This is a genomic window from Achromobacter insolitus (assembly GCF_002209555.1).
Taxonomy (GTDB): Bacteria; Pseudomonadota; Gammaproteobacteria; order Burkholderiales; family Burkholderiaceae_B; genus Achromobacter; species Achromobacter insolitus.
The window spans coordinates 147,589-173,690 of the sequence record NZ_NJIF01000011.1; the positions used below are offsets into that span (position 1 = coordinate 147,589).

Annotated in this window: 29 protein-coding genes; 11 read left to right on the forward strand and 18 right to left on the reverse strand. The window is 65.0% G+C overall.

Translation table 11 applies throughout. From position 1 onward, the window contains the following. Position 1: 1 nt before the first annotated feature. Complete coding sequence (locus tag CEY08_RS25920; protein ID WP_063962528.1) at positions 2-1,579, forward strand: glycosyltransferase family 39 protein; 1,578 nt, start codon at positions 2-4, stop codon at positions 1,577-1,579. Here CEY08_RS25920 and CEY08_RS25925 read toward each other — a convergent pair. Beyond that, positions 1,539-1,934, reverse strand: coding sequence for a GtrA family protein (locus CEY08_RS25925; RefSeq protein ID WP_082884516.1), 396 nt, complete (start codon positions 1,932-1,934; stop codon positions 1,539-1,541). The genes CEY08_RS25920 and CEY08_RS25925 overlap by 41 nt on opposite strands. 36 nt (positions 1,935-1,970) lie before the next feature. Here CEY08_RS25925 and CEY08_RS25930 point away from each other — a divergent pair, with 36 nt between their 5' ends. Continuing rightward, a complete protein-coding gene (locus tag CEY08_RS25930; RefSeq protein WP_076816315.1) occupies positions 1,971-2,786 on the forward strand; it encodes a ChbG/HpnK family deacetylase in 816 nt (271 codons plus the stop codon). A 39-nt stretch (positions 2,787-2,825) separates the two neighbouring features. Here the strand turns inward: CEY08_RS25930 and CEY08_RS25935 are convergent, their stop codons facing one another. After that, the gene (locus CEY08_RS25935) at positions 2,826-3,689 is read right to left on the reverse strand and encodes a LysR family transcriptional regulator (RefSeq protein ID WP_063962529.1); all 864 of its coding nucleotides are present in this window, start codon (positions 3,687-3,689) and stop codon (positions 2,826-2,828) included. 108 nt (positions 3,690-3,797) lie between these two features. Here CEY08_RS25935 and CEY08_RS25940 point away from each other — a divergent pair, with 108 nt between their 5' ends. After that, a complete protein-coding gene (locus tag CEY08_RS25940) occupies positions 3,798-4,280 on the forward strand; it encodes a multidrug/biocide efflux PACE transporter (protein WP_042796370.1) in 483 nt (160 codons plus the stop codon). On the opposite strand, the gene CEY08_RS25945 is transcribed toward CEY08_RS25940, so the two are convergent. From CEY08_RS25945 to CEY08_RS25985, 9 genes are all read right to left on the reverse strand, one after another. Further along, positions 4,255-4,905: a GntR family transcriptional regulator gene (locus tag CEY08_RS25945; protein WP_063639732.1), complete on the reverse strand. Its 651-nt coding sequence runs from the start codon at positions 4,903-4,905 to the stop codon at positions 4,255-4,257. The genes CEY08_RS25940 and CEY08_RS25945 overlap by 26 nt on opposite strands. Beyond that, on the reverse strand, positions 4,905-5,870 hold the full coding sequence (locus CEY08_RS25950) for a branched-chain amino acid ABC transporter permease (protein WP_076816313.1): 966 nt from the start codon (positions 5,868-5,870) through the stop codon (positions 4,905-4,907). Before CEY08_RS25950 ends, CEY08_RS25945 begins: the two co-directional genes overlap by 1 nt. 1 nt (position 5,871) lies before the next feature. Beyond that, positions 5,872-6,774: a branched-chain amino acid ABC transporter permease gene (locus CEY08_RS25955; RefSeq protein WP_063639730.1), complete on the reverse strand. Its 903-nt coding sequence runs from the start codon at positions 6,772-6,774 to the stop codon at positions 5,872-5,874. Positions 6,775-6,885: 111 nt separating this feature from the next. Beyond that, a complete protein-coding gene (locus CEY08_RS25960; RefSeq protein ID WP_063639729.1) occupies positions 6,886-8,085 on the reverse strand; it encodes an ABC transporter substrate-binding protein in 1,200 nt (399 codons plus the stop codon). A gap of 62 nt (positions 8,086-8,147) precedes the next feature. Further along, positions 8,148-8,873 (reverse strand): ABC transporter ATP-binding protein, encoded by a 726-nt coding sequence (locus CEY08_RS25965; protein WP_063639728.1) that lies wholly within the window; start codon positions 8,871-8,873, stop codon positions 8,148-8,150. Further along, positions 8,866-9,621: an ABC transporter ATP-binding protein gene (locus CEY08_RS25970; protein ID WP_082884515.1), complete on the reverse strand. Its 756-nt coding sequence runs from the start codon at positions 9,619-9,621 to the stop codon at positions 8,866-8,868. The genes CEY08_RS25965 and CEY08_RS25970 overlap by 8 nt, the downstream gene beginning before the upstream one ends. A gap of 90 nt (positions 9,622-9,711) precedes the next feature. Next, positions 9,712-10,623, reverse strand: a complete 912-nt coding sequence (locus CEY08_RS25975) for a dihydrodipicolinate synthase family protein (RefSeq protein ID WP_063639727.1) — start codon at positions 10,621-10,623, stop codon at positions 9,712-9,714. Between the two features lie 211 nt (positions 10,624-10,834). Further along, positions 10,835-11,722, reverse strand: a complete 888-nt coding sequence (locus CEY08_RS25980) for an alpha/beta hydrolase (protein ID WP_042796371.1) — start codon at positions 11,720-11,722, stop codon at positions 10,835-10,837. A 38-nt stretch (positions 11,723-11,760) separates the two neighbouring features. Continuing rightward, positions 11,761-12,648, reverse strand: a complete 888-nt coding sequence (locus tag CEY08_RS25985) for a LysR family transcriptional regulator (RefSeq protein ID WP_063639726.1) — start codon at positions 12,646-12,648, stop codon at positions 11,761-11,763. Between the two features lie 96 nt (positions 12,649-12,744). Between CEY08_RS25985 and CEY08_RS25990 the strand changes: the two genes are divergently transcribed. Together CEY08_RS25990 and CEY08_RS25995 are read left to right on the forward strand one after the other, a co-directional pair. After that, entirely contained in the window at positions 12,745-13,149 is a 405-nt protein-coding gene (locus CEY08_RS25990) for a CidA/LrgA family protein (RefSeq protein ID WP_042796373.1), read from the forward strand. Beyond that, positions 13,139-13,831, forward strand: a complete 693-nt coding sequence (locus CEY08_RS25995) for an LrgB family protein (RefSeq protein WP_042796374.1) — start codon at positions 13,139-13,141, stop codon at positions 13,829-13,831. The genes CEY08_RS25990 and CEY08_RS25995 overlap by 11 nt, the downstream gene beginning before the upstream one ends. Positions 13,832-13,839: 8 nt before the next feature. On the opposite strand, the gene CEY08_RS26000 is transcribed toward CEY08_RS25995, so the two are convergent. Together CEY08_RS26000 and CEY08_RS26005 are read right to left on the reverse strand one after the other, a co-directional pair. Further along, entirely contained in the window at positions 13,840-14,484 is a 645-nt protein-coding gene (locus CEY08_RS26000; protein WP_042796375.1) for a LysE family translocator, read from the reverse strand. Beyond that, complete coding sequence (locus CEY08_RS26005) at positions 14,481-15,404, reverse strand: DMT family transporter (protein ID WP_042796376.1); 924 nt, start codon at positions 15,402-15,404, stop codon at positions 14,481-14,483. The genes CEY08_RS26000 and CEY08_RS26005 overlap by 4 nt, the downstream gene beginning before the upstream one ends. Before the next feature lie 140 nt (positions 15,405-15,544). Here CEY08_RS26005 and CEY08_RS26010 point away from each other — a divergent pair, with 140 nt between their 5' ends. From CEY08_RS26010 to fusA, 4 genes are all read left to right on the forward strand, one after another. Continuing rightward, positions 15,545-17,005: an aminotransferase-like domain-containing protein gene (locus CEY08_RS26010; protein WP_076816310.1), complete on the forward strand. Its 1,461-nt coding sequence runs from the start codon at positions 15,545-15,547 to the stop codon at positions 17,003-17,005. A 41-nt stretch (positions 17,006-17,046) separates the two neighbouring features. Continuing rightward, positions 17,047-17,391 carry a protein tyrosine phosphatase family protein gene (locus tag CEY08_RS26015; protein ID WP_042796377.1) on the forward strand — a complete coding sequence of 115 codons (345 nt, stop codon included), beginning with the start codon at positions 17,047-17,049 and terminating at the stop codon, positions 17,389-17,391. Positions 17,392-17,487: 96 nt separating this feature from the next. Then, positions 17,488-17,952, forward strand: coding sequence for a universal stress protein (locus CEY08_RS26020; protein WP_042796378.1), 465 nt, complete (start codon positions 17,488-17,490; stop codon positions 17,950-17,952). Between the two features lie 301 nt (positions 17,953-18,253). Further along, positions 18,254-20,365 (forward strand): elongation factor G, encoded by a 2,112-nt coding sequence (gene fusA, locus CEY08_RS26025; protein ID WP_042796379.1) that lies wholly within the window; start codon positions 18,254-18,256, stop codon positions 20,363-20,365. 16 nt (positions 20,366-20,381) lie between these two features. Here fusA and CEY08_RS26030 read toward each other — a convergent pair whose 3' ends face one another. After that, a complete protein-coding gene (locus tag CEY08_RS26030; protein ID WP_232033763.1) occupies positions 20,382-21,335 on the reverse strand; it encodes a DMT family transporter in 954 nt (317 codons plus the stop codon). Positions 21,336-21,579: 244 nt separating this feature from the next. Here CEY08_RS26030 and CEY08_RS26035 point away from each other — a divergent pair, with 244 nt between their 5' ends. After that, complete coding sequence (locus CEY08_RS26035) at positions 21,580-22,050, forward strand: Lrp/AsnC family transcriptional regulator (protein WP_063639720.1); 471 nt, start codon at positions 21,580-21,582, stop codon at positions 22,048-22,050. A gap of 46 nt (positions 22,051-22,096) precedes the next feature. On the opposite strand, the gene CEY08_RS26040 is transcribed toward CEY08_RS26035, so the two are convergent. Next, positions 22,097-22,906, reverse strand: coding sequence for an alpha/beta fold hydrolase (locus CEY08_RS26040; protein ID WP_042796381.1), 810 nt, complete (start codon positions 22,904-22,906; stop codon positions 22,097-22,099). 130 nt (positions 22,907-23,036) lie between these two features. On the opposite strand from CEY08_RS26040, the gene CEY08_RS26045 reads away from it, so the two are divergent. Then, on the forward strand, positions 23,037-23,534 hold the full coding sequence (locus CEY08_RS26045; protein WP_042797546.1) for a YbaK/EbsC family protein: 498 nt from the start codon (positions 23,037-23,039) through the stop codon (positions 23,532-23,534). Between the two features lie 10 nt (positions 23,535-23,544). On the opposite strand, the gene CEY08_RS26050 is transcribed toward CEY08_RS26045, so the two are convergent. The 3 genes from CEY08_RS26050 to ybgF are packed head-to-tail and all read right to left on the reverse strand — an operon-like array spanning position 23,545 to position 26,083. Further along, complete coding sequence (locus tag CEY08_RS26050; protein WP_076816306.1) at positions 23,545-24,354, reverse strand: ABC transporter ATP-binding protein; 810 nt, start codon at positions 24,352-24,354, stop codon at positions 23,545-23,547. Further along, positions 24,351-25,394 carry a FecCD family ABC transporter permease gene (locus tag CEY08_RS26055; RefSeq protein WP_042796383.1) on the reverse strand — a complete coding sequence of 348 codons (1,044 nt, stop codon included), beginning with the start codon at positions 25,392-25,394 and terminating at the stop codon, positions 24,351-24,353. The genes CEY08_RS26050 and CEY08_RS26055 overlap by 4 nt, the downstream gene beginning before the upstream one ends. Beyond that, the gene (gene ybgF, locus CEY08_RS26060) at positions 25,394-26,083 is read right to left on the reverse strand and encodes a tol-pal system protein YbgF (protein ID WP_063639717.1); all 690 of its coding nucleotides are present in this window, start codon (positions 26,081-26,083) and stop codon (positions 25,394-25,396) included. Before ybgF ends, CEY08_RS26055 begins: the two co-directional genes overlap by 1 nt. Positions 26,084-26,102: the final 19 nt, after the last annotated feature.

Sequence of the window (26,102 nt, forward strand, 5' to 3'; positions counted from 1 at the left end):
CATGTTTGCCACGACTTTCGGGCGGCGCTCCGATTGGACCCCGCCGGCGGGACGCTTCCTGCTCGCGATAGGTGCGTGGCTTACGTTTCTGGCGTGGATCAGGCCGCTGACGCTGCCCGATGAAGGCCGCTACGCAGGCGTAGCCTGGGACATGCTGCGCAGTGGTTCGCATGCTGTGCCCCTGCTGGACGGCATGCCGTATTTCCATAAGCCGCCGCTTTTTTACTGGCTGACGGAGCTGTCTTTCTCGATTTTCGGCGTGCATCCCTGGGCGGCGAGAGCGCCTTCCTGGCTGGCCGCGTGGGCCGCTGCCGCGGCGTTGTACTGCTTTCTGCGGCGTCATCGTGATGCCGCGACCGCCGCGCTGACGGCGCTGATCCTGGCCACCACGCCATTTTTCTATGGCGGCGCACAGTTCGCGAATCTGGACATGCTGGTGGCCGGCCTGATCACGTTATGTGTGCTGGCCGCCGCGGATGCGGCGTTGCGCTTCGAGCGTGGCGAGGCCTGGCGCGGCATGTCTTTGGCGGCCGGCGCGCTGGCGGCGCTTGCGGTACTGGCCAAGGGCCTGATCGGACTGGTGCTGCCGGGCGCCATCCTGCTGATCTGGCTGGTGTGGGAGGGGCGCTGGCGCAGTCTGGGCGCGTTGCTCTGGCCCCCCGCGGTGCTGGTGTTCTTCGCCGTGGCGACGCCATGGTTCATCTTGATGCAGCAGCGCTATCCCGGCTTTTACGACTACTTCTTCGTCTATCAACATCTGCAGCGTTTCGCGGCCAGCGGCTTCAACAACGCGCAGCCGTTCTGGTTCTACTTGCCGGTCCTTGCCGGGCTCAGCCTGCCATGGTCGCTTTGGGGCGGGGGAATTCTGCGCAAGGCATTCTGGGAAGGTCCGCAGCGTAGCCTGCGGCGCCTGGCATTGGTGTGGTTTGCGGTTGTGCTCGTATTTTTTTCGCTGCCGGATTCGAAGCTTGTGGGTTATGTATTGCCGGCGCTGGCGCCCTTGGCTCTATTGCTGGCCGAAGTGATCCAGGGCGCCCGGCGCGCCGATGCGGACTCGGCCACTCGCCTGGTGCGCCTGAGCGTGGCCGTGGGGGCTGGGATCTGCGTCATCGCCGTGGGCGTCGCCGCACACAATGCGCGCGGCAGCGCGGGGCCCTTGGCCAAGGTGGTGCGGGAGCAGGCGCGGCCGGACGACACTTTCGTGTCGCTGCACACCTATCCCTTCGATCTGGCGTTGTATGCAAGGGCTGTGCGGCCTGCGTGGGTGGTGGACGATTGGCACAACCCGGAGGTGCCAGTGCGGGACAACTGGCGCAAGGAGCTGTACGACGCGGCCCAATTCGATCCGGCGACGGGCGGACAGGTGCTGCTGAATCCCGCGGAGTTCAACGCGCGCCTTTGCACTGCCGAGGAAGGGGCGCGCTATTGGGTATGGGGCACCGCGGCGGATAACCCGGTCTATTTGCCGTTGCAGGGCCTGGCGCCGGTGGCCAGCAGCGTGAAGTACGTAATGTGGCGCGTCGACGTGGATGCGGCCCTCAGGCAGCGGGTTTGTGGCGGAACGCCCAAAACCGGCTGACGATGAAAGTCGCGACGGCGAGCCCGAGCAGGATCAGCGCGAGCAGGATGTCGTAGCGGATGGCAGTGTTGTGCAGCAGCCAGGCGTACGCGGCTTCGTTGATGAGGAAGCCCGCCGCTGACACAAAGAAGAAACGGCGCGCTGCTACCGTCCAGGGAGTTTTGGAATGTCGGAACGTAAGCCGGTAATGGCCGGTGAAGGAAACCGCGAATGCGATCAGCCAGCCGACCAGGTTGGCGGCCAGGGGCGGCATGCGCAAGAGTTCGACGCACCCCACGGCGACAGCCCAATGGGTGGCTGCGGCGGCGCATCCGACAGCAATGAAGGTGCTTACTTGTTGCAGCAGAGCGCGCATGAAAGCAGTGGGGAAAGGGAAGTCAAAGGTATAGCGATGAGCAAACGTATCGTGGTCTGCGGTGATGATTTTGGCATGAATGCCGATATCGATGAAGGCATGATTGCGCTGGCCGGCATGGGCCGTCTGAGCGCGGTCAGCTGCCTTGCGCTGGGCCCTTCGTTCGCGGCGAACGCAGAGCGGCTGGCGCCGATGAACGTGGACATCGGTCTGCACGTGAACTTCACCGAAGCGCTCGCGCCCGGCGCTGAACCCATGCCGGCGCTGAGCCGTCTGATCCTGAATGCCTACGCGGGGCGCCTGGACACAGTGTGGATCGAGGCGCAGCTTGAACGCCAGTTCGACGCCTTCGAGGCGGCATTTGGTCGCGCGCCGGATTACGTCGACGGCCACCAGCACGTGCATCAACTGCCCGGCATCCGCGAACGTTTGCTGCAACTGCTCAAGCGCCGTTACGGGGCCCGCATGCCATGGCTGCGCCAGACCGCGCCGGGCATGCAGTTCGGCATTCCCTGGAAGGAAGCCATCAAGGCGCGCGTCATTGGCGCGCTTGGGTCCGCGGCGCTGGCGCGCCAGGCGCGCAAGGACGGCATGCGCACCAATCGCCGGCTGCTGGGAGTCTACGGCTTCGAAGGTGGCAAGCGCCGCTACGCGGACCTGTTGCAGAACTGGCTATTCAACGCGCGCGACTGCGATCTGCTTATGTGTCATCCCGCCCTGGGCAGCAAGGACGGCTGCGCCATGTCGCGCCAGCGCCGCGCGGAATTCGACGTTCTGGCCAGCCCCAAGCTGGGCGACTGGCTCACCGTCAACGGCGTGCACATTTCGCGTTTGCCGGCCACGGCACGCTGATCGCGGAGAGGCCCGCGCGAAGCTTGCTGCGGGAGCAGCCTAGACGCCCGTCAGGCTTTGCAGCAGCCAGGCGCCCGCCGGGCCCAACGCGCGGCGCCGCGACCAGACGGCGTCGACGCGGATGTGGCGCGGCCAGCCCGGCGCCTTCAGTTCCACCAGCTGATCCTGGCCGAAGCGCTGGATCATCCAGCGCGGCAATTCGGTCCAGCCGAATCCGCGGCTGGCCATTTCCAATAGCATCAGATAGCCCGGCGCCGACCACGTGGCATAGGCCGGCTCCGTTTCCTTGTCGCCCAGTTCGTAAGTGCTCAGGCGCAGCGCGCGCTCGGATTTCAACTGGTCTTCGGTGACCTGGGCAAGCCGGGCCAAGGGGTGGCTGCGGCCCACGCACAGCACAATTTCCGACAATTCGGCCAGGGTGGCGTGCGCCACGTCGGGCGGATAGCTGTCCTGGGCAGCCATCAAACCCAGGTGGGCGCGGCCTTGCTGCACCAGCGCCACCACGTCCTCATACTCGGCGATCAGGCATTCGAAGCGCAGGGCTGGATAGCGCTGGTCGATCTGGCTGAGCATGGTTTCGAAGGTTTCCGATTGGAACGTGTCGGACAGCACCACCGTCAGGCGAGGCTCCAGGCCTTCGGCCAACTGGCTGGCGCTGCGGTTCAGCCTGTCGTTGGCCGCCAGCACTTGCAGAGCCTGGCCCAGCAGGACCTGGCCCGCCTCGGTCAGGACAGGCTGGCGCTGGCTGCGGTCGAACAATGTGACGTTCAGGTCCACCTCGAGGTTGGCGATGGTTTCGCTGACGGTGGACTGGCTTTTCCCGAGCTTGCGGGCGGCGGCTGAAAACGTGCCTTCGGAGGCGACCTGGGCGAACGCCGCCAGGGATTCCAGGGAGTGGCGCATGACAGGGGGTCCGGTTGTATCGGTTTTTCCGATGAAATCTATCTTTATAGTAACGGAAATAGCGTCGAGAATCCCTGCCACTGAGTAGCAACCGACCGCAGGTGGGTCATGACGCAAGCCAAGAAATCCATTAAAGAACGTTTCCTCCACGCATTTCTGTTCGAAATCATCGCCATCGGGCTGTGTGCCCCGGCGGCCGCCTGGGCCATGGGCAAGTCCCTGTTCGAAATGGGCGTGCTGACTGCGGTGATCGCCTGGATCGCGCTGGTCTGGAACATGATCTACAACGCCGGCTTTGACCGCATCGAGAACCGCATGGGCTGGACCCGCACGCTGCGGCTGCGCGTGGTGCACGCCTTCGGCTTCGAGCTGGGCCTGATCCTGATCGTGATCCCGCTGGCGGCATGGTGGTTGAACATCAGCCTGTGGCAGGCTTTTGTCCTGGATATCGCACTGGTGTTGTTCTACCTGCCCTATGCCTTCCTCTACAACCTGGCGTATGACCGTTCGCGGCCCCGGGTCATGCAGTGGCTGGCCCGCCGCAATGGGCAGGCCGCCCCGGCCGTCACGCGTCAATCACCTTGCGCGTGAACATCTCCAGATAGTCCATCAGCGAGTCCGCGCCCTTGATGGCCGCGGACTCGTTGCCGGTGGCGATGCCTTCGGCCATCAGCATGTGGCGGCGCGCGCCTTCGGCAATGTCGCCTTCGTGCTGATAGGCATACCAGAAGCGCCGGCACTGGATGATCAGCGGCGCCACCGCGTTCACCGCGGAAGCATTCCGGCATGCCTGGTGGCAGACGTGATCCAGCAACTGGTCTGCGTGCATGTAGTCGTCGAGATTGCCGCCCTCGGCCGCGCGGATCATCTGCGCCGCGCAATCCACGATCTGGCTGCGCTGAGCCGGAGTGGCGCGGCGCGCGGCGCTGGCCGCGATCAGTTGCTCGAGTGCCCGGCGGGTCTGGATCAGGTCCATGTGATCCGCGAGCTGGATCATGGACACGCGCAGGCCGCGCCTCGGCTCCTGGCGTATCAACCCGGCGGCCACCATGCGCAGCAGCGCTTCGCGCAGCGGCGTGCGTCCCAGGCCGGTCTTCTCCACCAGATCCGCTTCCACCACCGCACTGCCGGGCTGCAATTGCAGCGTGGCGATCATGCTCTCGATCTGGTCGTAGGCCACATCGGCGGTTCGCCGTTTGGATTCTGCTCCTGCCATCAACTATTGTTTTCCTTCGTTTTGCGCCACTGCGCGTAGGCCAGCCATTCGCCGACAAATCCGCGCCGGAAGAACGACACGCACAACACGAAAATCAGTCCGATGACGATGGTGACGACGTCGCCCAGGGTGGCAAGGTAATTCTGCAAGCTGACGACCAGCGTCGCGCCCACCACAGGCCCCCAGACCGTGCCGATGCCGCCCAGCAGCGTCATCAGCAGCACTTCCGTGGAGGTGGCGAGCGAAACGTCGTTCAATGCAACCAGCTGGAGCACCAGCGCCTTCAGCGAACCGGCCAGGCCGGCCACCGACGCCGACAGCACGAAGGCCAGCAGCTTGCACCGGTCTGTATCGTAACCTAGCGATATGGCGCGCGGCGCGTTGTCACGGATGGTCTTGAGCACCTGGCCGAATGGCGAATGGATCACCCGGTAGACGAACAGGAAGCCCAGTACGAAGACTGCCAGCGCGAAGTAATACATATTGGTGTCGACGCTCAGGTCGACCAGGCCCAGGAACTTGCCGCGCGGAATCCCTTGCATACCGTCCTCGCCGCGAGTCCAACCCACCTGCACCGCCATGAAATACGCCACTTGCGACAGCGCCAGCGTGATCATCGCGAAGTAGATGCCTGTGCGCCGGATCGCCAGCCAGCCGATCGCATAGCCGATGGCGGCGGCCATCGCCACGCCGCAGGCCATGGCGATTTCGGGCGGCAGGCCGCGGGCGCCGAACAGGATCATCATTTCGCCAGCCGCGTACCCTGCCCAGCCGAAGAAGGCGGCGTGGCCGAAGGACACCAGGCCGGTAAAGCCGGTCAGCAGGTTGAAGGCCAGCGCGAATAGCGCAAAGCACAGCACCTTCATGACGAACACCGGGTAGACGATCTGCGGGAAGAACGGCACCAGCAGGGCCGGCACCAGCAGCAGCGCCAGGATGCGGATCGAGGAGGGAATGCGCTGCACCTTATTTCTCCTTGCCGAACAGGCCCGCGGGGCGTGTCAGCAGAACAATGGCCATCACGATGAACACAACCACCGTCGAGGCTTCGGGATAGAACACTTTGGTCAGGCCTTCCAGCAGGCCCAGCGCCAAGCCGGTGACGATGGCGCCCATGATGGAGCCCAATCCCCCGATGACGACCACTGCGAACACGATATTCAGCAAGTTCGAACCCATCAGCGGGTTGATCTGCATGACGGGCGCGGCCAGCACGCCGGCCACGCCGGCCAGCGCCACGCCGAAGCCGTAGGTCAGGGTGATCATCACCGGCACATTGACCCCAAAAGCTTGCAGCAGCTTGGGATTTTCGGTGCCGGCCCGCAGCATGGCGCCCAGGCGGGTCCGCTCGAACAAATACCAGGTCGTAAAGCACAGCGTCAGGGACGCGACCACCACGAAGGCCCGGTAGGCCGGCAGGAACATAAAGCCCAGGTCGTAGCCGCCCTGCAGGATCTCGGGCGGTTCGTACCCTACGCCCGAGATGCCGTAGAAGTAGCGGAAGCCGCCTTCCATCATCAGCGCAATGCCGAAGGTCAGCAGCAGACCGTACAGGTGATCCAGGTGGTATAGCCGTTTAAGCAGTGTCTTCTCGATCGCGATGCCCACCAGCCCCACCAGCAGTGGCGCCAGGATCAACGCGGCCCAGAAGTTGATCTGGACGCCCGGCCCCAGCAGCTGCGGCAGCTGCGTGAAGCCGATCCAGGCCAGGAACGCCGCCATCATGAACTGGGCGCCGTGCGTGAAATTGACGATGTTGAGCAGGCCGAAAATGATGGCCAGCCCCATGCTCAGGATGGCGTAGAAGCAGCCGTTGATCAGGCCCACCAGCAGTTGGGCGAGCAAGGCGGAAAGCGAGATGTCGAACATAGTAGGCGGCGGGCGGACAGGTGTCGCGTCGATTTCCGAAAAGCCGCGGCGGCGGTGCGCCACGGCCAGGGCAGCCGGCGCCGCACGTCGAGCGTGCGGCGCATGGCGGCTTTACGTCTTGTTCAGCGAGCACGCGGCCTGGGGCTTGGGAAATACGTCCTCGCCCTTGAGCACCGACTTCACGTTGTAGTAGTCCCAGGGCGCCTTGGATTCCTTGGGCGTCTTTACCTGCAGCAGCAACATGTCGTGCACCAGAGCGCCGTCGGCGCGCAGCTTGCCGTTGCGGATCACGGGGTCGTTGATGGTCATTTCGCGCAGCTTGGCCATCACGGCCGGCGCGTCATCGGTGCCGGCGGCTTCGATCGCCTTCAAATAGGACAGCGTGGCGGAATACACACCGGCCTGCGAAGCGGTCGGCATCTTCTTGGCCTTCTCGAAGAATTTCTGTGCCCACGCCCGCGAAGCGTCGTCATAGTCCCAGTAGAAAGCTTCGGTCAGGTACATGCCCTGCGCCTTGGCCAGTCCCATGCTGTGCACGTCCGAAATATAGGTGAGCAGCGGCGCCACGATCTGTTTTTTGTTGATGCCGAATTCGTTGGCTTGCTTGACCGCATTGACCGTGTCGTTGCCCGCGTTGGCCAGTGCGATGACGTCCGCCTTCGAAGCTTGCGCCTTCAGCAGGAACGAGGAAAAGTCATTGCCGGGGAAGGGATGGCGCGATACCCCCACCACATTCCCGCCGTTCTCCTGGATGACCTCGGTGCCGTCCTTTTCGAGCGAGTGGCCGAAGGTGTAGTCGGCGGTGATGAAGTACCAGCTCTTTTTGCCTTCCTTGACGAGCGCGCGGGCCGTGCCGGCGGCGAGGGCGTAAGTGTTGGTCGTCCATTGGGCGTTCAGCGGCGAGCACTTCTCGCCCAGGATGGCGGTGGACAGGCCCGCCGAAGGCATGGTCACGCGGTTCTTCTGCTTGGCGATCTCCATCACCGCCAGCGCGGTGGACGCCGTGGGGAAGTCGGTGATCATGTCGACCTTGCCTTGGTCGAACCATTCGCGTGCCAGGTTGGCGGCGACGTCGGGCTTGTTCTGATGATCGGCAGAGACCACTTCCACCGGCTTGCCCAGCACTTTGTTGCCCATCTCTTCGGCCGCCAAACGGGCGGCGATCACGGACCCATTGCCGGCCAGGTCGGAATAGACGCCGGACAGGTCGGTCAGCACGCCGATCTTGACCACGTCGTCGCTGACCTGGGCTTGGGCGGCGCCGATCATGCCGACAGAGAACAGCGCTGCTGCGATTCGATTCAATTTCATCTGACTACGCTCCGTGTAGGAAGGGGACTGCGGTCGGAAGGAATGAGGCTGGAACACTCAAATCAAATGCCGAGCAGGGCATTCAGCTTGTCTTGCGATTGCTGGACCTCGGTCCGGTCGATTACCGCTACGACCTGACCGTGCTCGATGACGTAATGGCGGTCGGCCAGGTGTTGGGCGAAGCGGAAGTTCTGCTCGACCAGCACGGTGGTGTAGCCGCGCTCTTTCAATTGCCGGATCACCCGGCCCAGGGACTGCACGATGACCGGGGCCAGGCCTTCGGTGATTTCGTCCAGCAATAGCAGACGGGCGCCGGTGCGCAGAATGCGCGCCATCGCCAGCATCTGCTGTTCGCCGCCCGACAGCCGTGTGCCGGGGCTGTGCGCGCGCTCTTTCAGGTTGGGGAACATCTCGTAGATCTCTTGCACCGACATGCCGTCCGGTCCTACCGAGGGCAGCAGCATGAGGTTTTCCTCGGCGCTCAGCGACGCATAGATGCCGCGTTCCTCGGGGCAGTAACCGATGCCGCGCCGCGCGATCTTGTGCGGCGGCAGGCCCACGGTTTCCTGGCCCTGGATACGGATGGAGCCGCTGCGGCGGCCCACCAGGCCCAGAATGGACTTCAGGGTCGAACTGCGGCCCGCGCCGTTCCTGCCTAGCAGGGTGACGCATTCGCCCGGCTTCACGTCCAGGTCGATGCCATGCAGGATGTGCGATTCGCCGTACCAGGCGTGCAGATTGCGGATCTCCAGCATGTTGGAGGTTGCGCCCGAGGCGGCTTCATTCATCTTCGACTCCCATATAGGCTTCGCGCACGGCTGGGTTTTCCGAGACGCTTGCGTAGGGGCCTTCGGCGAGGATTTCGCCTCGTTGCAGAACGGTGATGGTGTCGGAGATATCTGCCACCACTTTCATGTTGTGCTCGACCATGAGGATGGTGCGGCCGGCGGATACCTGCTTTATCAGGTGTTTGACCCGGTCCACGTCCTCGTGGCCCATGCCCTGGGTGGGCTCGTCCAGTAGCAATAGCTCGGGTTCAAGCGCCAGCGTGGTCGCGATCTCCAGCGTGCGTTTGCGGCCATAGGGCAGGTCGCCCGCGGCGACGTCCAGGTGCGTGCGCAGCCCGACCTGGTCCAGCAGTTCCTCGACGCGGTGATGCAGGCTTTCCAGCGTGCTTTCCGAACGCCAGAAGCAGTAGTCCACGCCCAGCTTGCGCTGCAGGGCCACGCGCACGTTCTCGCGCACCGACAGTTGTGGGAAGACGGCGGATATCTGGAACGAGCGCACGATGCCGCGGCGCGCGGTCTGCGCGGGGCGTTCCTGCGTGATGTCCACGCCGTCGTACAGGATCTCGCCGCGCGTCGGGATGTGGAACTTGGTCAGCAGGTTGAAGAAAGTGGTCTTGCCCGCGCCGTTGGGGCCGATGAGCGCATGGATGGCGCCGCGGCGCACGCTCATGTTGACATTGTTGACGGCCACGAAGCCGCGGAATTCCTTGCTCAGGCCCCGGGTCTGAAGAATGATGTCGCTTTGCATGATGTCCGTTAGGCTTGCGGGAGGACAGGCCCTGGCGCGTCGCGGCCCCGCCACGCGCCAAGGGATTCGTGCTTCTTCCGGAGCCCGGCCTTACTTCGACTGGTACTGCGCGGGGCGCTTGGCCAGCGAGGCCTGGATGATGGCAGCGCAGCGTTCGCGCTCAGCGCCGGTCAACGGCAGGCGAGGGCGGCGCACGTATTCGTTGCCCACGCCCGCCATGGTTTCCGCCAGCTTGATGTTCTGTACCAGCTTGGTCGAAACGTCCAGGTGCAGCAGCGGCGTGAACCATTGATAGAGCGCCAGCGCTTCCTGCCACTTGCCGGCCTTCATCAGGTCGTACAGGGCTACCGTCTCGCGCGGGAAGGCGGTGACCAGTCCGGCCAGCAGGCCGTCCGCGCCCAGCGCCAACGCTTCGAACGACAGGTCGTCCACGCCGATGAACAGCTGGTAGCGGTCGCCCAGCGCATTGCGCAGGTCGGTCAGGCGGCGCACGTCGTCGCTGCTTTCCTTGATGGCGACCAGCCATTTGCAGTCGGCCAGTTCGGCCATGTGCTCGGGCTTCAGGTCCACCCGGTAGGCAACGGGGTTGTTGTAGATCATGCAGGGCTTTTGCGCCGCTTCGGCCATGGTGCGGATGCTCTGCATCGCTTCACGCGAGTCCGCCACGTAAATCAGCGAGGGCATCAGCATGAAGCCGTCCACGCCCAGCTCCACGGCAGCCTTGATGAAGCGCAGTGCCTCGCGAGTGCTGGTTTCGGACACATTGGCCAGGACGGGAATGCGGCCGGCGCTGACTTCGACGGCGCAGCGCGTCACTTCCAGCTTTTCTTCAAGGGTGAGGGTGCTGGCTTCGCCCAGCGAGCCGCAGGTGACCAGGCCGTGTACGCCGTTGTCGATCAGGAAGCCGAAGTGCTTGCGCATCGCCTCGAAGTCGAGGGTCTCGTCGGCATGGAACTTACTCGTTACGGCAGGGAAGACGCCCTGCCAATGCACGTTACTCAACTGGCTTCTCCTCAAGATGCCGTCGCTTCAATGGCGGAGCGGCGAGCAGGTGCAAAGTCTAATATCTATCAAATATATTTAGAAGATATTTTGATTCGGGGATTTCCCGGGGCGGGTCATCCCGAAGCCGGTCTTCCGGGCGGGCGTGTGGCAGTGCTGAGGATGGGCGAGGAGCGGCAGCAGGCCTTAAGGCCTGCTCCGGGCGCGAAGGCTAGCCGGCCTTGCGTGGGTAGGCGCGGCTCGCGTCCTGCATGAAGGTCTTTACCGCGGTTTCGTACTGCGCGCCGCTGCGGAACGCGCCCGAGTGCGAGGCGCCTTCGATCTTGACCAAGCGCTTGAGCTCGGGCGCGACGTTGCTGGCGGCTGCGTAGAGTTCGTCGCTCATGGTGTGCGGCACCACGCGGTCGGCGGTGCCGTGCATGAACAGCATCGGCGTGCGCATGCGGGCCAGCTTGTCCACCGAGGCGAATGGTTGCGTGACCAGCAGGCTTGCGCCCGGCAGTTTGCCCCAACGCAGCGTGGCCAGCATTGCGCCGATGCTCGTAAAGCTGGACTCCACGATCAGGCCGGCAAACGCGGGCTGTTCCGGACGCGCGGCCAGATCGATTGCGATCGCGCCGCCCAGGCTATGGCCGTAGATGAAACGGCGTGACGGATCGGGCTGGATCCGGGCCAGTTCCTTCAAGCCGGCCATGGCGTCTTCCAGCGCGCTTTCCTCCGACGGCAGGCGCGGAGTCGACGCCCCGAAACCGCGATAGTCAATGGCCAGCACGGAATAGCCCATGCGCGTCCAGCCGTCGATGCGAAAGGCGCTGCCATTCAGGTTCCAGCGTGCGCCGTGCAGGTACAGCACGGTCGGCGCGCCGGCCTGCGGGCTTTGCCAATACCAAGCGCGTATTTTGTCGCCGCCGGCCAGCGTCAGGTCATAGACCTTGGTGCCGGCGGCGGGCTCGCGCCACCAGGTCTGCGGTTCGGACTGGGGAGAAAAAATGGTCTGCCGTTGCCAGGAATCGAGCTGAGAGCAGCCCACGACACTGGCGCCCGCAAGCAGGGCGACGGCGAACAGGCGGCGGGGAGAGAATCGGGTTAGGGCGGGCATGGGATATCTGACCCTGGCGGGGCGGCTGGGTTCCGGCATCAGCATACTTCGGGATGGACTTCGCGCGTCAAGGCCAGCCAGGCCTGGGCGGCGTGCGACAGGTAGCCGCCTCGGCGCCAGACCTGCACCATTTCCCAGTCCGTGCCGGCATCGCGCAGCGGCACGCGCGCCACGCCGGCATGCAGCTCTTCACGGGCCTTCAGGCGCGGCAGGAAAGCGACACCGAGCCCTGCAGCCACCAGCGCCACGATGAAGTCGATCTGGCCGCTGCGCGCGGCGATGGACGGTGCGAAGCCGGCACGCTGGCAGGCGTCGTGAATGATGCGGTTCAGGGCAAAGCCCGTTTCGAACAGTACGAAGGGCGAGTCCCGCAGTTCGCTTAGCCCCACGCTGTCGGCGCGCGCCTTGGGATGGTCCGCGGGCATCAGCGCCACCAGCGGTTCGCGGGCCACGGGCTGCCATTCAAAAATGTCGGGCACTGGTTTGAGCGAGGCCGCCAGCTCGATTTCGCCGGCCATCACCATTTCTTCCAGGCGGCGGCTGCCGTGTTCCACCAGGCTGATCTCGACCTGCGGATAGCGGCTGCGAAAGCGCGCGAACATCGGCGCAAACAGGGTGCTGCTGCCCAGAGGCGGCAGGCCCAGGCGCAGCACGCCGCGCTTGAGCCCCTTCAATTCGTCGAGTTCGGCATACAGGTCGTCGCGCTGCGCCAGCATGGCCACGGCGCGGCGGTAGACGATTTCGCCAGCAGCCGTCAGCCGCGGAGGCTGGGCGTGGCGGTCCAGCAACGGCATGCCCAGTTCGTCTTCCAGCTGACGCACCGCCTTGCTCACGGTGGGCTGGGTGGCGAAGACTGCCTTGGCCGCTTGGGAGAAACCGCCCTGGCGGACCACTTCGACCAAGGCGCGCAAGGGGCGCAGTTCCATGCGTATTCCTGATTGGAATAAGTTGAATTCAAGGAATTCATTTTATCTATATGGCGTGGAGGCGTAAAACATCTACTGCCCGCAGGAACCCATTCGATGTCTCGCCTACCCCTCGCCATTCTTCTACGCAGCTGGCTGCGCCGCAGCCGCGTGCTTCAGATCTGCCTGCTTGTTCTCTTCTCTCTGTTGGGCCAGGCGCTGGCCCAAGTGCTGGGCCTGCCCGTGCCGGGCGGCGTCATAGGCATGGCGTTGGTGCTGTTCCTGTTGGCCACGCGCCGGCTGCGCGTGCGCAATGTGCACCGGGGGGCCAGTTGGCTGCTGGGCGAGATGCTGCTGTTCTTCGTGCCCGCCGTCATGTCGCTGCTGGATCATCGTGAATTCCTTGGCCTGCTGGGGCTGAAGCTGCTGGCCGTCATCCTGCTGGGCACCGCCCTGGTGATGACCGGCACCGCCTTGACCATCGATCTCTGCTACCGCTGGATGAACCGCCATGCCGGCTGATTTCAACCTGCTGTTCTGGCCTGCCGCGACCGTGCTGGCATACGTGTGCGCGCGCCTGCTTTACCGGCGCTACGCTTACTGGTGCACATCGACCCTGGTCGTGGCGCCCGCGCTGCTGCTGGCGCTGGCCATTGCGCTGCATACCGGGTATCGGGACTACATGGCAGGGTCGCATTGGCTGATGGCGATGCTGGGCCCGGTCATCGTCGCCTTCGCACTACCGCTATACGAGCAGCGCGCGCTCATCCGGCGTTATTGGCCCGTGCTGGTGGCTGGCGTGGCGGTGGGCAGCCTGATCGCGGGTGCCAGCGCCTGGATGCTAGGCAGTCTGCTGGGCCTATCGCCGGACCTGCGGCTGAGCCTGCTGCCGCGCTCGGTGGCCACGCCGTTCGCCGTGGCCGTGTCGTCCCATGTGGGCGGAGTGCCTGACCTTACCGCCGTTTTCGTGATCGTCACGGGCGTGTTCGGCGCCGCGCTCGGCCAGTTGATGAGGCGTTGGTTGCCGTTGCGTTCGGCGTTGGCGCGCGGGGCGCTGTTTGGCATGGGCGCACATGGCGCCGGAACGGCCAAGGCCCGCGAACTGGCGGCCGATGAGGGCGCCGTCGCGGGCCTGGTGATGGTTATGGCGGGCCTGTTCAACGTGCTGGTCACGCCCGCCGTGGTGGTGGGATTGCTTGCCTGACGGCCGTGTCAGTGCACCAGTTCCAGTACTACCGGATACAGAGAGGCCACCAGCAGCAGCGCCATGCCCACATTGAAGGCGCGGATTGCCCAGGGCTTGTGCAGCACGCGGCGCAGCGCCGTGCCGAAAGTCACCCAGATGCCGATGCTGGGCAGGTTGACGATGCCGCAGACGACCGTGGCAATGATCAGGTTGGCGAAGAAGCCGTTCTGCGGCGTGTAGGTTGCGATCACGCCCACGGCCATGACCCAGGCCTTGGGATTGACCCACTGGAACGCGGCGGCCTGCAGAAAGGTGAAGGGCTTGCCGCGGGCCTCGCCGTCGTCCATTTCGCCGGAATTCGCAATCTTCCAGGCCAGGTACAGCAGATAGGCCGCGCCTGCGTACTTGAGTACGGTGTATAGCTGCGGCACTTGCTGGAATACCGAGCCCAGCCCGATGCCAACCAGGAAAATCATCAGCGTGAAACCCAGGTTCACGCCCAGAAGGTGAGGCACGCTGCGCCGGAATCCGAAATTCAGGCCGGACGAAGCCAGCATTACATTGTTGGGTCCGGGCGTGATCGAACTGACGAGCGCGAACATCGCCAAGGGGCCCAGCAGGGACAGCGACATCAAGGGCACGTCGGCCCAGTTGGCGGGAAACAGATTCATTTTTTGGTCCTGACGATGGCGCGGCGTCCGCCGGCGATAACGGCGATCACGGCAGCGGCGAAGAAATAGGTCGCCGGTTCCACGGATTCGCCAAACAACATGGCGGCCGCCACGACCGTCAGGAACGGCTGCAGCAACTGCACTTGGCCGACCCGGGCGATTCCACCCACGGCCAGGCCTCGATACCAGGCAAAAAAGCCCAGAAACATGGAGCCCAGCGCCAGATAGGCGCAGGCATAGATCACCGGGGCGCTGGGCCAACTGGCCTGTTGCGCGGCCATCCAGCCCACAGGCGCCGCCACCACCGGGGCGCTGATCGCTAGCGCCCAGCAGATTGTGCGTCCGCCGCCCAGGGTGCGCGAGGCGCGGGCGCCTTCGGCATAGCCCATCCCGCCCAGCAGCACGGCCGCCAGCAACCACAGATAGCCCGGTTCCAGCGTGCCGTTGCTTTGCCGCCAGGCGTAGGCCGTGACCAGCGCTGCACCCAGTACCGCCCATGTCCAGAACGCAGGCGACGGACGCTCGCCGCTGCGTAACGCGGCAAAGGCGGCGGTCGACAACGGCAGCAGCCCATTGAACACGGCGCCCTGCGCCGCCGGCACGGATTGCATGGCAAGCGAGGATGCCAACGGCCAGCCCACCACGATGCCCAGCGCGGCCAGGATCACGCCGGGCCACTCCTCACGGTTCGGCCTGCGGGCGCGTGTCAACCAGAGCACGGCGACAGCTGGCACGGCCGCCAGGAGCGCGCGGCCCAGCCCCACCAGCAGCGGCGCCAGTTCGCCGACCGCCAGGCGGGTCATGGGTAGTGTCAGGGAAAAGACCAGTACGCCCAGAAAGCCATAGCCGTAGCCCTCCCAGAGCGGGGCAGGCGCGGCGGGCGCGCCCTGGGAGGTCGGATAGAAAGCGGGACGGGTCATCACAGCCACCAAGAGAGGGGAACGCCAGGGCTACCCGCTATTGCGGGTTTTCGGCATTGCTGTCACTCTACGCATAGTCATCGGTACAGTACCGGTACACTTTTGCATGTCACTTTAATCACTGGCCTGGTGAAATCTCCATGACAGTTGCTTCTGCCGCTGCTTCCACCTCCATGCCCTGGCAGCCCGTGCGCCAGGCCGATGCCACTCTGGTGGCACAGTTGGCCGACGGGCTCGCGCGCCGTATCGACGAACAGGGCCTGCGGCCCGGCACCCGGCTGCCGTCGATCCGCAAGATGGCGGAACAGTCCGGCGTCAGCCGTTTCACCGTCGTCGAGGCGTATGACCGCCTGGTCGCCCGTGGCCTGGTGCAGTCGCGCCGGGGCGCCGGCTTTTTCGTCCGGGCGCGCAGCGGGCAACTGGCCGCCGTTGCCAGCGCGGCGCCCGTGTCCCTGGCGCCTCCGGCACGGATCGACGTCGCCTGGCTGCTGCGCAGCATGTTCCGCGACGCCAATCCTTCAGGCATGCCGGGCGGCGCGGGCCTGTTGCCGGCGGATTGGCTGGATCCCGAGATGGTGGCGGGGGCGGTGCGCGCCGTGGGGCGCTCCGTGCGCGGCCACTTGGTCAGCTATGGGCATCCCCAGGGCTTCGCGCCGCTGCGCCAGCAGATCGCCGCGTTCCTGCAGAACGATGGCGTGCCGGCGCATCCGGAGCTCAACCTGTTGACCACGAACGGGGTGACACACGGCCTGGACCTGATCGCGAGGCATCTGGTCAAGCCGGGCGACACCGTGCTGGTCGAAGATCCAGCCTGGTTTGTCATTTTTGGCCGGCTGGCCGCATTCGGCGCGCGCCTGATCGGCGTGCCCCGCGGGCCCGATGGCCCCGACACGGCGCTGCTCGAGCAACTGGCGGCGCAGCACAAGCCCAAGCTCTTCATCATCAATGGTTCGGTGCACAACCCCACCGGCCACACCCTGTCGGCGGGCGCCGCCTATGACATCCTGCGCATCGCCGAGCGCCACGATTTCCTGGTGATCGAGGACGACACTTACGGGGAGCTGCATCCGGGCGGGGCCATGAAACTGGCCGCCCTGGACCGCCTCAAACGGGTGATCCTGGTGGGCGGCTACTCCAAGATGCTGGCAGCCAGCCTGCGCGTGGGCTATCTGGCGGCGAATCCCGAGATTCTGCAAAAACTGGCGGACCTCAAGATGCTCGCCGGCCTGACTTCGCCCGAACTGGGCGAACGGGTCATTCACCGCGTGCTCATGGAAGGGCAGTACCGGCGCCATATCGAGCGTGTGCGCCTGAGGGTGGACGACGCCCGGCAACGCTGCCTGAAAGGGCTGTTGAAGCTGGGTTTGACAGTGCACCACGAGCCGCATGCGGGCATGTTCGTGTGGGCAGACTACGGCCGCGATACCGAGGCATTGGCGCGCGTTGCGGCCGACCACGGCATGCTGCTGGCGCCGGGCACGCTGTTTTCGCCCTCCCAGGCGCCGTCGACCATGCTGCGCTTTTCGGTCACGATCGTCGATCATCGCGGCGTCTGGACGGATCTGGAAAAAATCTTCGCGCAAAACGCCGCCAGCAATTAATAATAGAGAGCTATCTCGTTGAAGCCATTGAAGGAATCGCCATGTCCGCACCCATCAAGCCCCTGACCCAGAATTTCGCCGTCGCGCCGCAGCTCGGCCCGGACGACATGGCGGACGTCGCCGCCGCCGGCTACAAAAGCGTCATCATCAACCGTCCCGATTTCGAAGGCGGCCCTGACCAGCCGACCGCAGCCGACGTCTCCAAGGCCGCGTTGGCCGCCGGCCTGCAGATCGAATATCAACCCGTGGTGGGCAGCGCCATGACCGCCGCCGACGTGGTGCGCTTCGCGGAGCTGCTGCGCACGCTGCCGGGCCCCGTCCTGGCGTACTGCCGCACCGGCACCCGCTGCACCAACCTGTTCGCCGCCGCCCAGCAGTTGGGCTGAACGCTTGATGCGCGTCAAGGCGCGCCCGGTTCAATTGATGTGAACCTGGCGCGTTTCCGGTAGCATGGAGCTACCTCACAAACAGGAGCAGGCAAGATGTTCAAGAAGATCCTGATTCCCACCGACGGTTCCCCGCTCTCGGCCCAAGCCGCCAATGCCGGCATTTGCTTCGCGCGCTCCGTGGGCGCGGAAATCGTCGCGCTCTACGTGACGCAGCCCTTCGCAGCCACGATCGGTTTCGACGGCATGGCCGCCGCATACGCCATTACCGACGAAGACTACGAAAAGGCTTCCGCCGAGCAGGCTGACAAGTACCTCAAGCAGATTACCGACCGCGCCGACACCGCTGGCGTGAAGTCCGAGTCGCGCGCCGTGTCGAACTTCAACGTGGCCGATGGCATTGTGCAAGCCGCCGCCGACGCCGGCTGCGATCTGATCTTCATCGGTAGCCACGGCCGCAGCGGCTTGTCGCGCCTGCTACTGGGCAGCGTCACCGCCAAGGTCCTGTCGCTGGCCAGCACCGCCGTGCTGGTGTACCGCGTCAAGGAAGAAAAGAAATAGCCTGCCCCAAACAGGTGCAAGGCAGACAAGCCCCTCGTTCGCGAGGGGTTTTTTTTGCTCGCAAGAATGTTTTTTCCGCCGAGCCGCCCCAAGGAAAAAAAGCCCCCTCGGGGGGCAGAGAGCCACGTAGTGGCGAAGCGTGGGGGCCTATATAACTTGTCGCATGGCGCGTAATATTTATGCATCAGTGCGGGCGCGATTTCGCCATTCCCAAACACCCTGCGCGGCATGGCGCCCGCCGCGGCAAGGCCCGGTCGGGCTTGCCGTCTTCGCCCCGTAGTTCACTGCAAGGGAAGAGGCCATGACTCGCAAGACGCGTATCGAGCTATACCGCAATATCGGCATCAGCGCCCATATCGACGCGGGCAAAACAACCACCACCGAGCGCATCCTCTTCTATACCGGCATCACCCACAAGATCGGCGAAGTGCACGATGGCGCCGCCGTGATGGACTGGATGGAGCAGGAGCAGGAACGCGGCATCACCATCACGTCGGCCGCCACCACGGCTTTCTGGAAAGGCATGGCCGGCAACTACCCGGAACATCGCATCAACATCATCGACACGCCGGGCCACGTGGACTTCACCATCGAGGTCGAACGTTCCATGCGCGTGCTGGATGGCGCGGTGATGGTCTACGACGCCGTGGGCGGGGTGCAGCCTCAATCCGAAACCGTCTGGCGCCAGGCCAACAAATACAAAGTGCCACGGTTGGCCTTCGTCAACAAGATGGACCGCGTCGGCGCGGATTTCCTGCGCGTGCAAAGGCAGATCGCCGAACGCCTGAAGGGGGACGCCGTGCCCATCCAGCTGCCTGTTGGGGCCGAGGACCACTTCGAGGGCGTGATCGACCTGGTGAAGATGAAAGCCATCATCTGGGACGAGGCCAGCCAGGGCGTGCGCTTCGAGTATCGCGACATCCCGGCCGCGATGCAGGCGCAGGCGCAGGAGTGGCACGACAAGATGGTGGAGAAGGCGGCGGAAGCCAATGAAACCTTGCTTGAAAAGTATCTGTCGGGCGAACCGCTGACCGAAGATGAGATCAAGCAAGGCTTGCGCATGCGCACGATCGCCAACGAAATCGTGCCCATGCTCTGTGGCAGCGCATTCAAGAACAAAGGCGTGCAGGCCATGCTGGACGCGGTGATCGATTACATGCCGTCGCCCGTGGACGTGCCCGCCATCAAGGGCCACGATCAGCGCGACCATGAAATCGAACGCCATCCCGCCGACAACGAACCGTTCTCGGCCCTGGCCTTCAAGATCATGACGGATCCCTTCGTGGGCCAGTTGGTGTTCTTCCGCGTGTATTCTGGCGTGGTGAAATCGGGCGATTCGGTTTTCAATCCCATCAAGGAAAAGCGCGAAAGGCTGGGGCGCATCCTGCAGATGCATGCCAACGAGCGGCGCGAGATTACCGAGGTCTATGCGGGCGACATCGCCGCGGCGGTGGGCATCAAGGACGTCACCACCGGCGACACGCTGACCGATCCTGCGCACGTCATCATCCTGGAACGCATGGTCTTTCCCGAGCCGGTCATTTCCCAGGCCGTGGAGCCCAAGACCAAGGCCGACCAGGAAAAAATGGGCATTGCATTGGGCCGCCTGGCGCAAGAGGATCCTTCTTTCCGCGTGCGCACGGATGAAGAGTCCGGCCAGACCATTATTTCCGGCATGGGCGAGTTGCACCTGGAAATTCTGGTCGACCGCATGAAGCGTGAATTCGGCGTCGAGGCCACCGTAGGCAAGCCCCAGGTGGCGTATCGCGAAACCATCCGCAAGACCTGCAACGAGGTCGAAGGAAAATTCGTCAAGCAGTCCGGCGGGCGGGGCCAGTACGGCCATGTGGTGCTTAAGCTGGAGCCCCAGGAACCGGGCAAGGGCTACGAATTTGTCGACGCCATCAAGGGCGGCGTAGTGCCGCGCGAATTCATCCCGGCTGTCGACAAGGGCATACGCGAAGCGCTCAATGCCGGCGTGTTGGCGGGCTATCCCGTCGTGGACGTGAAGGCGACGCTGTTCTTCGGGTCATACCACGATGTGGATTCGAACGAGAACGCCTTCAAGATGGCGGGCGCGATGGCGTTCAAGGAAGGCATGCGCCGCGCGGACCCTGTGTTGCTTGAACCGATGATGCAGGTCGAGGTGGAAACGCCCGAGGACTTCACCGGCAACGTCATGGGGGATCTGTCCTCGCGGCGCGGCATGGTGCAGGGCATGGAGGACATCGCGGGCGGTGGCGGCAAGCTGGTGCGCGCCGAAGTGCCGCTGGCCGAGATGTTCGGCTATTCGACGTCGCTGCGGTCCCTGACCCAGGGGCGCGCGACCTACAGCATGGAGTTCAAGCACTATGCGGAAGCGCCGCGCCAGGTCGCGCAGGAAGTGATGGCGGCCCAGGGCGCGGGCCGCTGAGCCTGCGTGGCGCGTGTCAGGCGGGGGCGGCGGCCGTCGGGGCCGCCGCGCGCATGCGCGACGAGGCCAGCTTTACGCCCAGCAGGATCATCACGAATCCATAGGCGTGGAACAACTGCGGGGTCTCGCCCAGCAGCGGCCAGGCCAGCAGCGCGGCATAAACCGGCACCAGGAACATCGACAGCCCTGCCGTGGCGGGGCCGGCCAGGCTGATCAGGCGGCCGTACACGTAATACGCGCCCAAGCTGGGTACCACCGCCAGGAACAGCAGCACGGCGGCCAGGCGCGGATCGCCCCAAGGCGGCGTGGCGCCGGCGGCGGTCTCGATGGCGGCAAAGGGCGCCAGCGCCAGCACGCCGCCCAGCATCATGGTCGCCAGCCGGGCGCTGTCCGGCACCGCCGGCAGGCTCAAGCGCTTTTGCAGCACCGTATAGAGGGCCCAGCCGGTCGCGGCCAGCAATACCCACAGATCGCCTTGTCCGAATGCCAGCTTGGCCAGTGCCTGCGCGTCGCCACGCGCCAGCACCACCAGCACCCCGCTCAGTGCCAGCATCAGGCCGGCGCCGCGCTGGGCGGATAGCGGCTTGCGCCAGATAGCGGCTTCCAGCAGCGCCACCAGGATGGGGCTGCACGAAAAGATCAGCGCGATATTGGTAGCGCTAGTGCTCTGGGCGCCGATGTATTGCGGCGCTACCGCCACTCCCATGCCCAGCACGGCCAGTGGCGCCAGCGACGGCAGGGCGCGCCACAGGGCCTTGCGGTGCGAGCGCAAGGCGGGCGCGGCCAGCGGCAGGAGGATCAGCAGCGCGATCAGCCAACGGCCGAAGGCCAGGAAGACAGGGGGGAGACTGGCGTCATGAGCCCAGCGGGCCGCCACCATGTTGGAGGCGAATAGCGCCGGAGCGGTGAAAAGCATGGCGGCGCCGGAGAGGCCCAGGCCGGTTCTTGCGGGTGCTGCTGCGAGAGACATGGTTTCCTGCCGCGCGGATCGGCGCGCGGCGTGCTGCGTTGGAACTACCGGCGCCTGCGCCGGGTTGTGCCGCAGCGTTGACACCGAAATCGGACAGCCGGGATAGTTGGCCGTCTTGCAGGAAAGTCTACGGGCAGGGACGCAAAATAGGTTTCCTCATTCACGCCAAGTTGGTCGAATTTGAAAAATATCTATCCTGTAAAATTCGAATTTTCAGGGATATTCTCTTTTTCTACCGCGTTCCATGTCCATGCCACCCAAAATCGATGAAACCGACCGCAAGATCCTGCGCGCCTTGCGTGCGGACGGACGCCTTACCAATCTGAAGCTGGCCGAACAGGTGGGCCTATCGCCCACGCCATGCTGGAACCGGGTCAAGGCGCTGGAGGAGGCCGGCGTGATCGAGGGTTATGCCGCCCTGCTGAACCAGAAAGCGCTGGGCTTGCCGGACACCGTCATGATCGAAGTGACGCTGGAGCACCATGACGACGATACGCTGGCGCGTTTCGGCGAAGAAATCACCCGGCTGCCGGAAGTGGTCGAGGCCTTTCTCGTGACGGGCGAATACGACTATCTGATCAAAGTGGCGGTGGCGGGCACCGAAGGCTACGAGGAATTCCTGCGCAAGCGGCTCTACAAGCTGCGCGGCGTGCGGCACAGCCGATCCACCTTCGTGCTGCGTCGCCTCAAGCACACGCCTTCGGTCGAACCCTGAATGCACGCGTCTTCGGCCCGGTCTCGGCCCAGCGGCCAGGCGCGGTTCAGCCGCCGATGAATGTTTCGATGGCGCCGTTGAAGGCGCGCGGGTTGCCCAGGTTCATGCCGTGCGAGGATCCGGTGATGGTTACCCGCTCTGCTTGCGGCAACCATTGCGACAGCGCGTCCAACACGGCGGGGTAGGGCGCGGGACTGAGCGCGCCACCGATCAGCAGGGTCGGCAGCTTCAGCGTGCTGATCTGCGCCGGCGTCAGCGCTTCGGGCTTTTCCTCGGCCTGGCCAAACAGGGTGCCGACGTTGTCGCGCACCATTTCCTTGAACCAAGGCACCATGCGCTGCCAGGTGTCGGGACCCGTTACCGTATCGACGAAGAGCGCCAGCCCCGCTTCGATCTCGCCGTCGCGGATGAGCGCGAGCGCCCGCTGGCGAAAGCCGCCGCGCAGGTCGTCGTCGCCAGGCAGAGGCAAGCCGGGATCGGCCAGGGTCAGGGTGCGCAGTGCATCGGGCTGGCGCAGTGCCGCTTCCAGTGCGACGCGGCCGCCGCGGGAATGGCCCACCAGATGGGCAGGTCCGCCCGCCACGCTATCGATGAACTCCAAGACGTCCTTGGCATGTTGTTCGATCGAAAAGCCCTCGCCTTCACCGTTCCAGGTTTCGGGCCAGTAGCGACGCAGGCATACCGCCAGTACGCGGAACGATTTGCCCAGGGGCGCCATTTGCGACTTCCAATACCGGCAGTCGGACAATGATCCGTGCACCAGTACCAGAGGCGTGCCGCGGCCATACTCGGTGTAGGACATGGCGTAGCCGTCGATCAGGGCGGTTTGCAGGGGCAGGACGGGTTCGGAACGCATGGGTGTCGGATGGGAAAGCCAGGTCCGCATTCTAGCCCGCTGGCGCTTCGCCCCGGCGCTGATAAACTCGTTTTCCGACATGCCGGCGCGCTGTCCGCGCCGGATTCCCTCTTTCAACGGAGCCGCCCTGATGTCCCCCGAGTCTCTTGCCGCCTTGCCCGAGTCCGCCCAGCGCGTTGCGCGTCTGCTGCTGGAGTTGGGGCATGACAAGCCCGTGGTCGTCCTGCCGCAGACCGGCAAGACATCGGCGGAAGCTGCGGCCGGCCTGGGGTGTGAAGTCGCGCAGATCGCCAAGTCCATCATTTTCCGGCGCGCCGCCGACGATGCGCCGGTGCTGGTGATCGCCAGCGGCGCAAACCGCGTGGACGAGGCCAAGGTGGCCTCGCAAGTGGGCGAGCTTGCCAAGGCGGACGCAAAATTCGTGCGCGACATGACCGGGTATGCGATCGGCGGCGTGTGCCCCATCGGCCACGCGGTCAAACCGGTGATGTTGCTGGACGCGGATCTCTTCAACTACGACAGCCTGTGGGCCGCCGCAGGCCATCCGCATGCGGTGTTCAACCTGACCCCGCGGCAGTTGGCGGACATGACCGGCGCGCCGGTCGTGGACGTGGCCTTGCGCGCCTGAATTGCGCGGATCAGTGCGGGCGCGCTTCCAGCCCGTCGATCAGCACTTGCCGCAAGCCGCGCGAACACGCTTCCACACGGCCTTGAACCCCATACACTGCCGCCAGCGAGGCGGGAGTGATCACGTCCGCCGGCAAACCCGCCGCATGCAGCCGGCCGTCATGGATCATGACGGCCCGGTCGGCGTGCTGCAGCGCTACATTGAGATCGTGCAGCACGATGATGCTGATCAAGCCGTGTTCCCGGGTTTCCTGCCGTAGCAGCCGCATGACGTGGAACTGGTAGTTCAGGTCCAGCGCCGACAGAGGCTCGTCCAGCAGCAGCACGCGTGGATGCCGAATCAGGGCTTGGGCCAGTCCCACCAATTGCTTCTGTCCGCCAGACAGTGAATCCAGATGCTGCAACGCCAGGTGGGCAATGCCTAGCCGCTCCAGCAGCCGGTCTATGGCCTGCATGTCCACCGGCGAGGCCAGCCCATCGCCCGCCTTGGCCGCTACCAACACGGATTCGAATACCCGCAGGTGTACGGCGGCAGGCAGGCCCTGGGGCAGGTAGACGACCTGGCGCGCGCGCTCACCAAAGCTTTGCCGGACGAGGTCGCGGCCGTCCAGCGGCGCGCTACCCGCGCGCACGCGCACGAGTCCCGCCAGCGCTTTGAGCAAGGTGGATTTGCCGCTGCCATTGGGACCGAGCAGGGCGGTCACCTGGCCTGCGGGCAACTCGGGTATAGACAGGGCATGCAGCACGTCCGCCCGCCCGTAGCCGGCCGTGAGGCCCTGCACGGACAGCGCCGGCGCAAGTGCGGGGCTGGGTGCGGTCATGGCATCTGCCGGCGCAGCACGACCGACGCGAAGAAGGGAATGCCGACCAGGGCGGTCACGATGCCGACCGGCACGATCACGCCCGGCATGAGGTTCTTGGATGCAATGGACGCCAGGGACAGGATCACCGCGCCCACCAGCGCGCTACCCGGCAGGAAGAAGCGGTGATCCTCGCCAAACAGCCGCCGCGCAATGTGCGGTGCAACCAGCCCGATGAAACCGATCGTGCCAACGAAGGCCACCGCCAGCGCCGACAGCAGGCTGACGCGGGCCAGCGCTGCGACGCGCACGCGGCGCACGTCCACGCCGAAGCTCGCCGCGCGGTCCTCGCCCAGGCGCAGCGCAGTCAGTTTCCACGATTGGCGCATGGCCAGCGGCAGCGCCAGGGCATAGGCCGCGGCCAGTACGCCAACGGTGGTCCAGCTGGAGCGCGACAGGCTGCCCATGGTCCAGAACACCAGGTTCTGCAAAGCCTCGGCGCTGGCCATGAACTGCACCAGGGATACCAGAGCGTTGAAGGTGAATAGCATGGCAATGCCGAACAGCACCACGCCCGACGTATTCATGCCGCCCCAGCGGGTCACGGCATCCAGCATCAGCGCCGCCAGCATGGCAAACAGGAAGGCGTTGCCAGCCACCAGCCAGGCGGCCGGGATGCCCGGCAGCCCCAGCTGCAGCACGATGGCCAGCGAGGCGCCGAAAGCGGCGGCGGACGATACGCCCAGTGTGAAGGGGCTGGCCAGCGGGTTGTTCAGGATGGTCTGCATTTCGGCGCCGGCCATTCCCAACGCCATGCCGACCAGCGCGGCCATCAGCGCGGAGGGCAGGCGGATGTCCCATACGATTACGCGCGTTGTCGGGTCGGCTGCCGCCGGGGCAGTCAGGGTCTGCCAGAGTTCGCCCCAGGGCAGGCCCGCAGGCCCCACCGTGAAGTCCGCCAGCAACGCAATGAAAAGCGCCGCCAGAAGCAGGGCGATAAGCCCTGCCCGGCGGCGCAGGATGTGCCGGTAGGCGGCAACCGCGCTTGCGGTTGGCGGCATTACTGCAACAGCTGCAGGCGGCTCTTGGCCGTATTGGCGGCCGGCGTGGTCGGGTAGTCGCGGACAATGCGCTGCAACGTCGTCTTGGCGCCGGCGCGATTGTTCATCTCGATCTGGCTGCCGGCGATGACCAGCAGGGCGTCCGGCGCGCGCGCGTTGTCCGGGGCCTTCTGGACCATGGCGTTCAACTGCTCGATGGCCCCCTTGAAGTCCTTCAGGGCATAGCGGCTGCTACCCAGGTAGAACTGGGCGCTGGGGGCAAGCTGGCTGGCGGGGTACAGGGCGGTGAACGCGGCCAGCGATTCGGAGGCTTCCTTGTACTGGCCCTTGCGGAACAAGTCGATCGCACCGTCATAGGCGGCTTGTTCCTGGGCATCTCCAGCGGCCGCTCCCGGCGGATTCGCGCTGCCAGCGGCGCCGCCCGGCTTGGCCGAAGGCTGCTGGCGCGACACCAGTTCCAACTGGTCGCGCAATTGGGCGACTTCCTGTTGCAGGGCCTGGATTTGGTCGGCCAGTTGCAGCTTGGCGCGCTGGCTTTGTTCGTTCTGTTGCTGCACCTGTTGGCGCAAATCCAGGATGGCCCGGCGGGCTTCATCGTCGGAAAAAGCGTGGGCGGGCGCCGTCAGGGCTGCAAGCACCAGGCCGGTGGCCGCAATCAGAGGACGCAGGGACAGAACGTTATCGCGCATGAAAATTCCCGGGTATAAA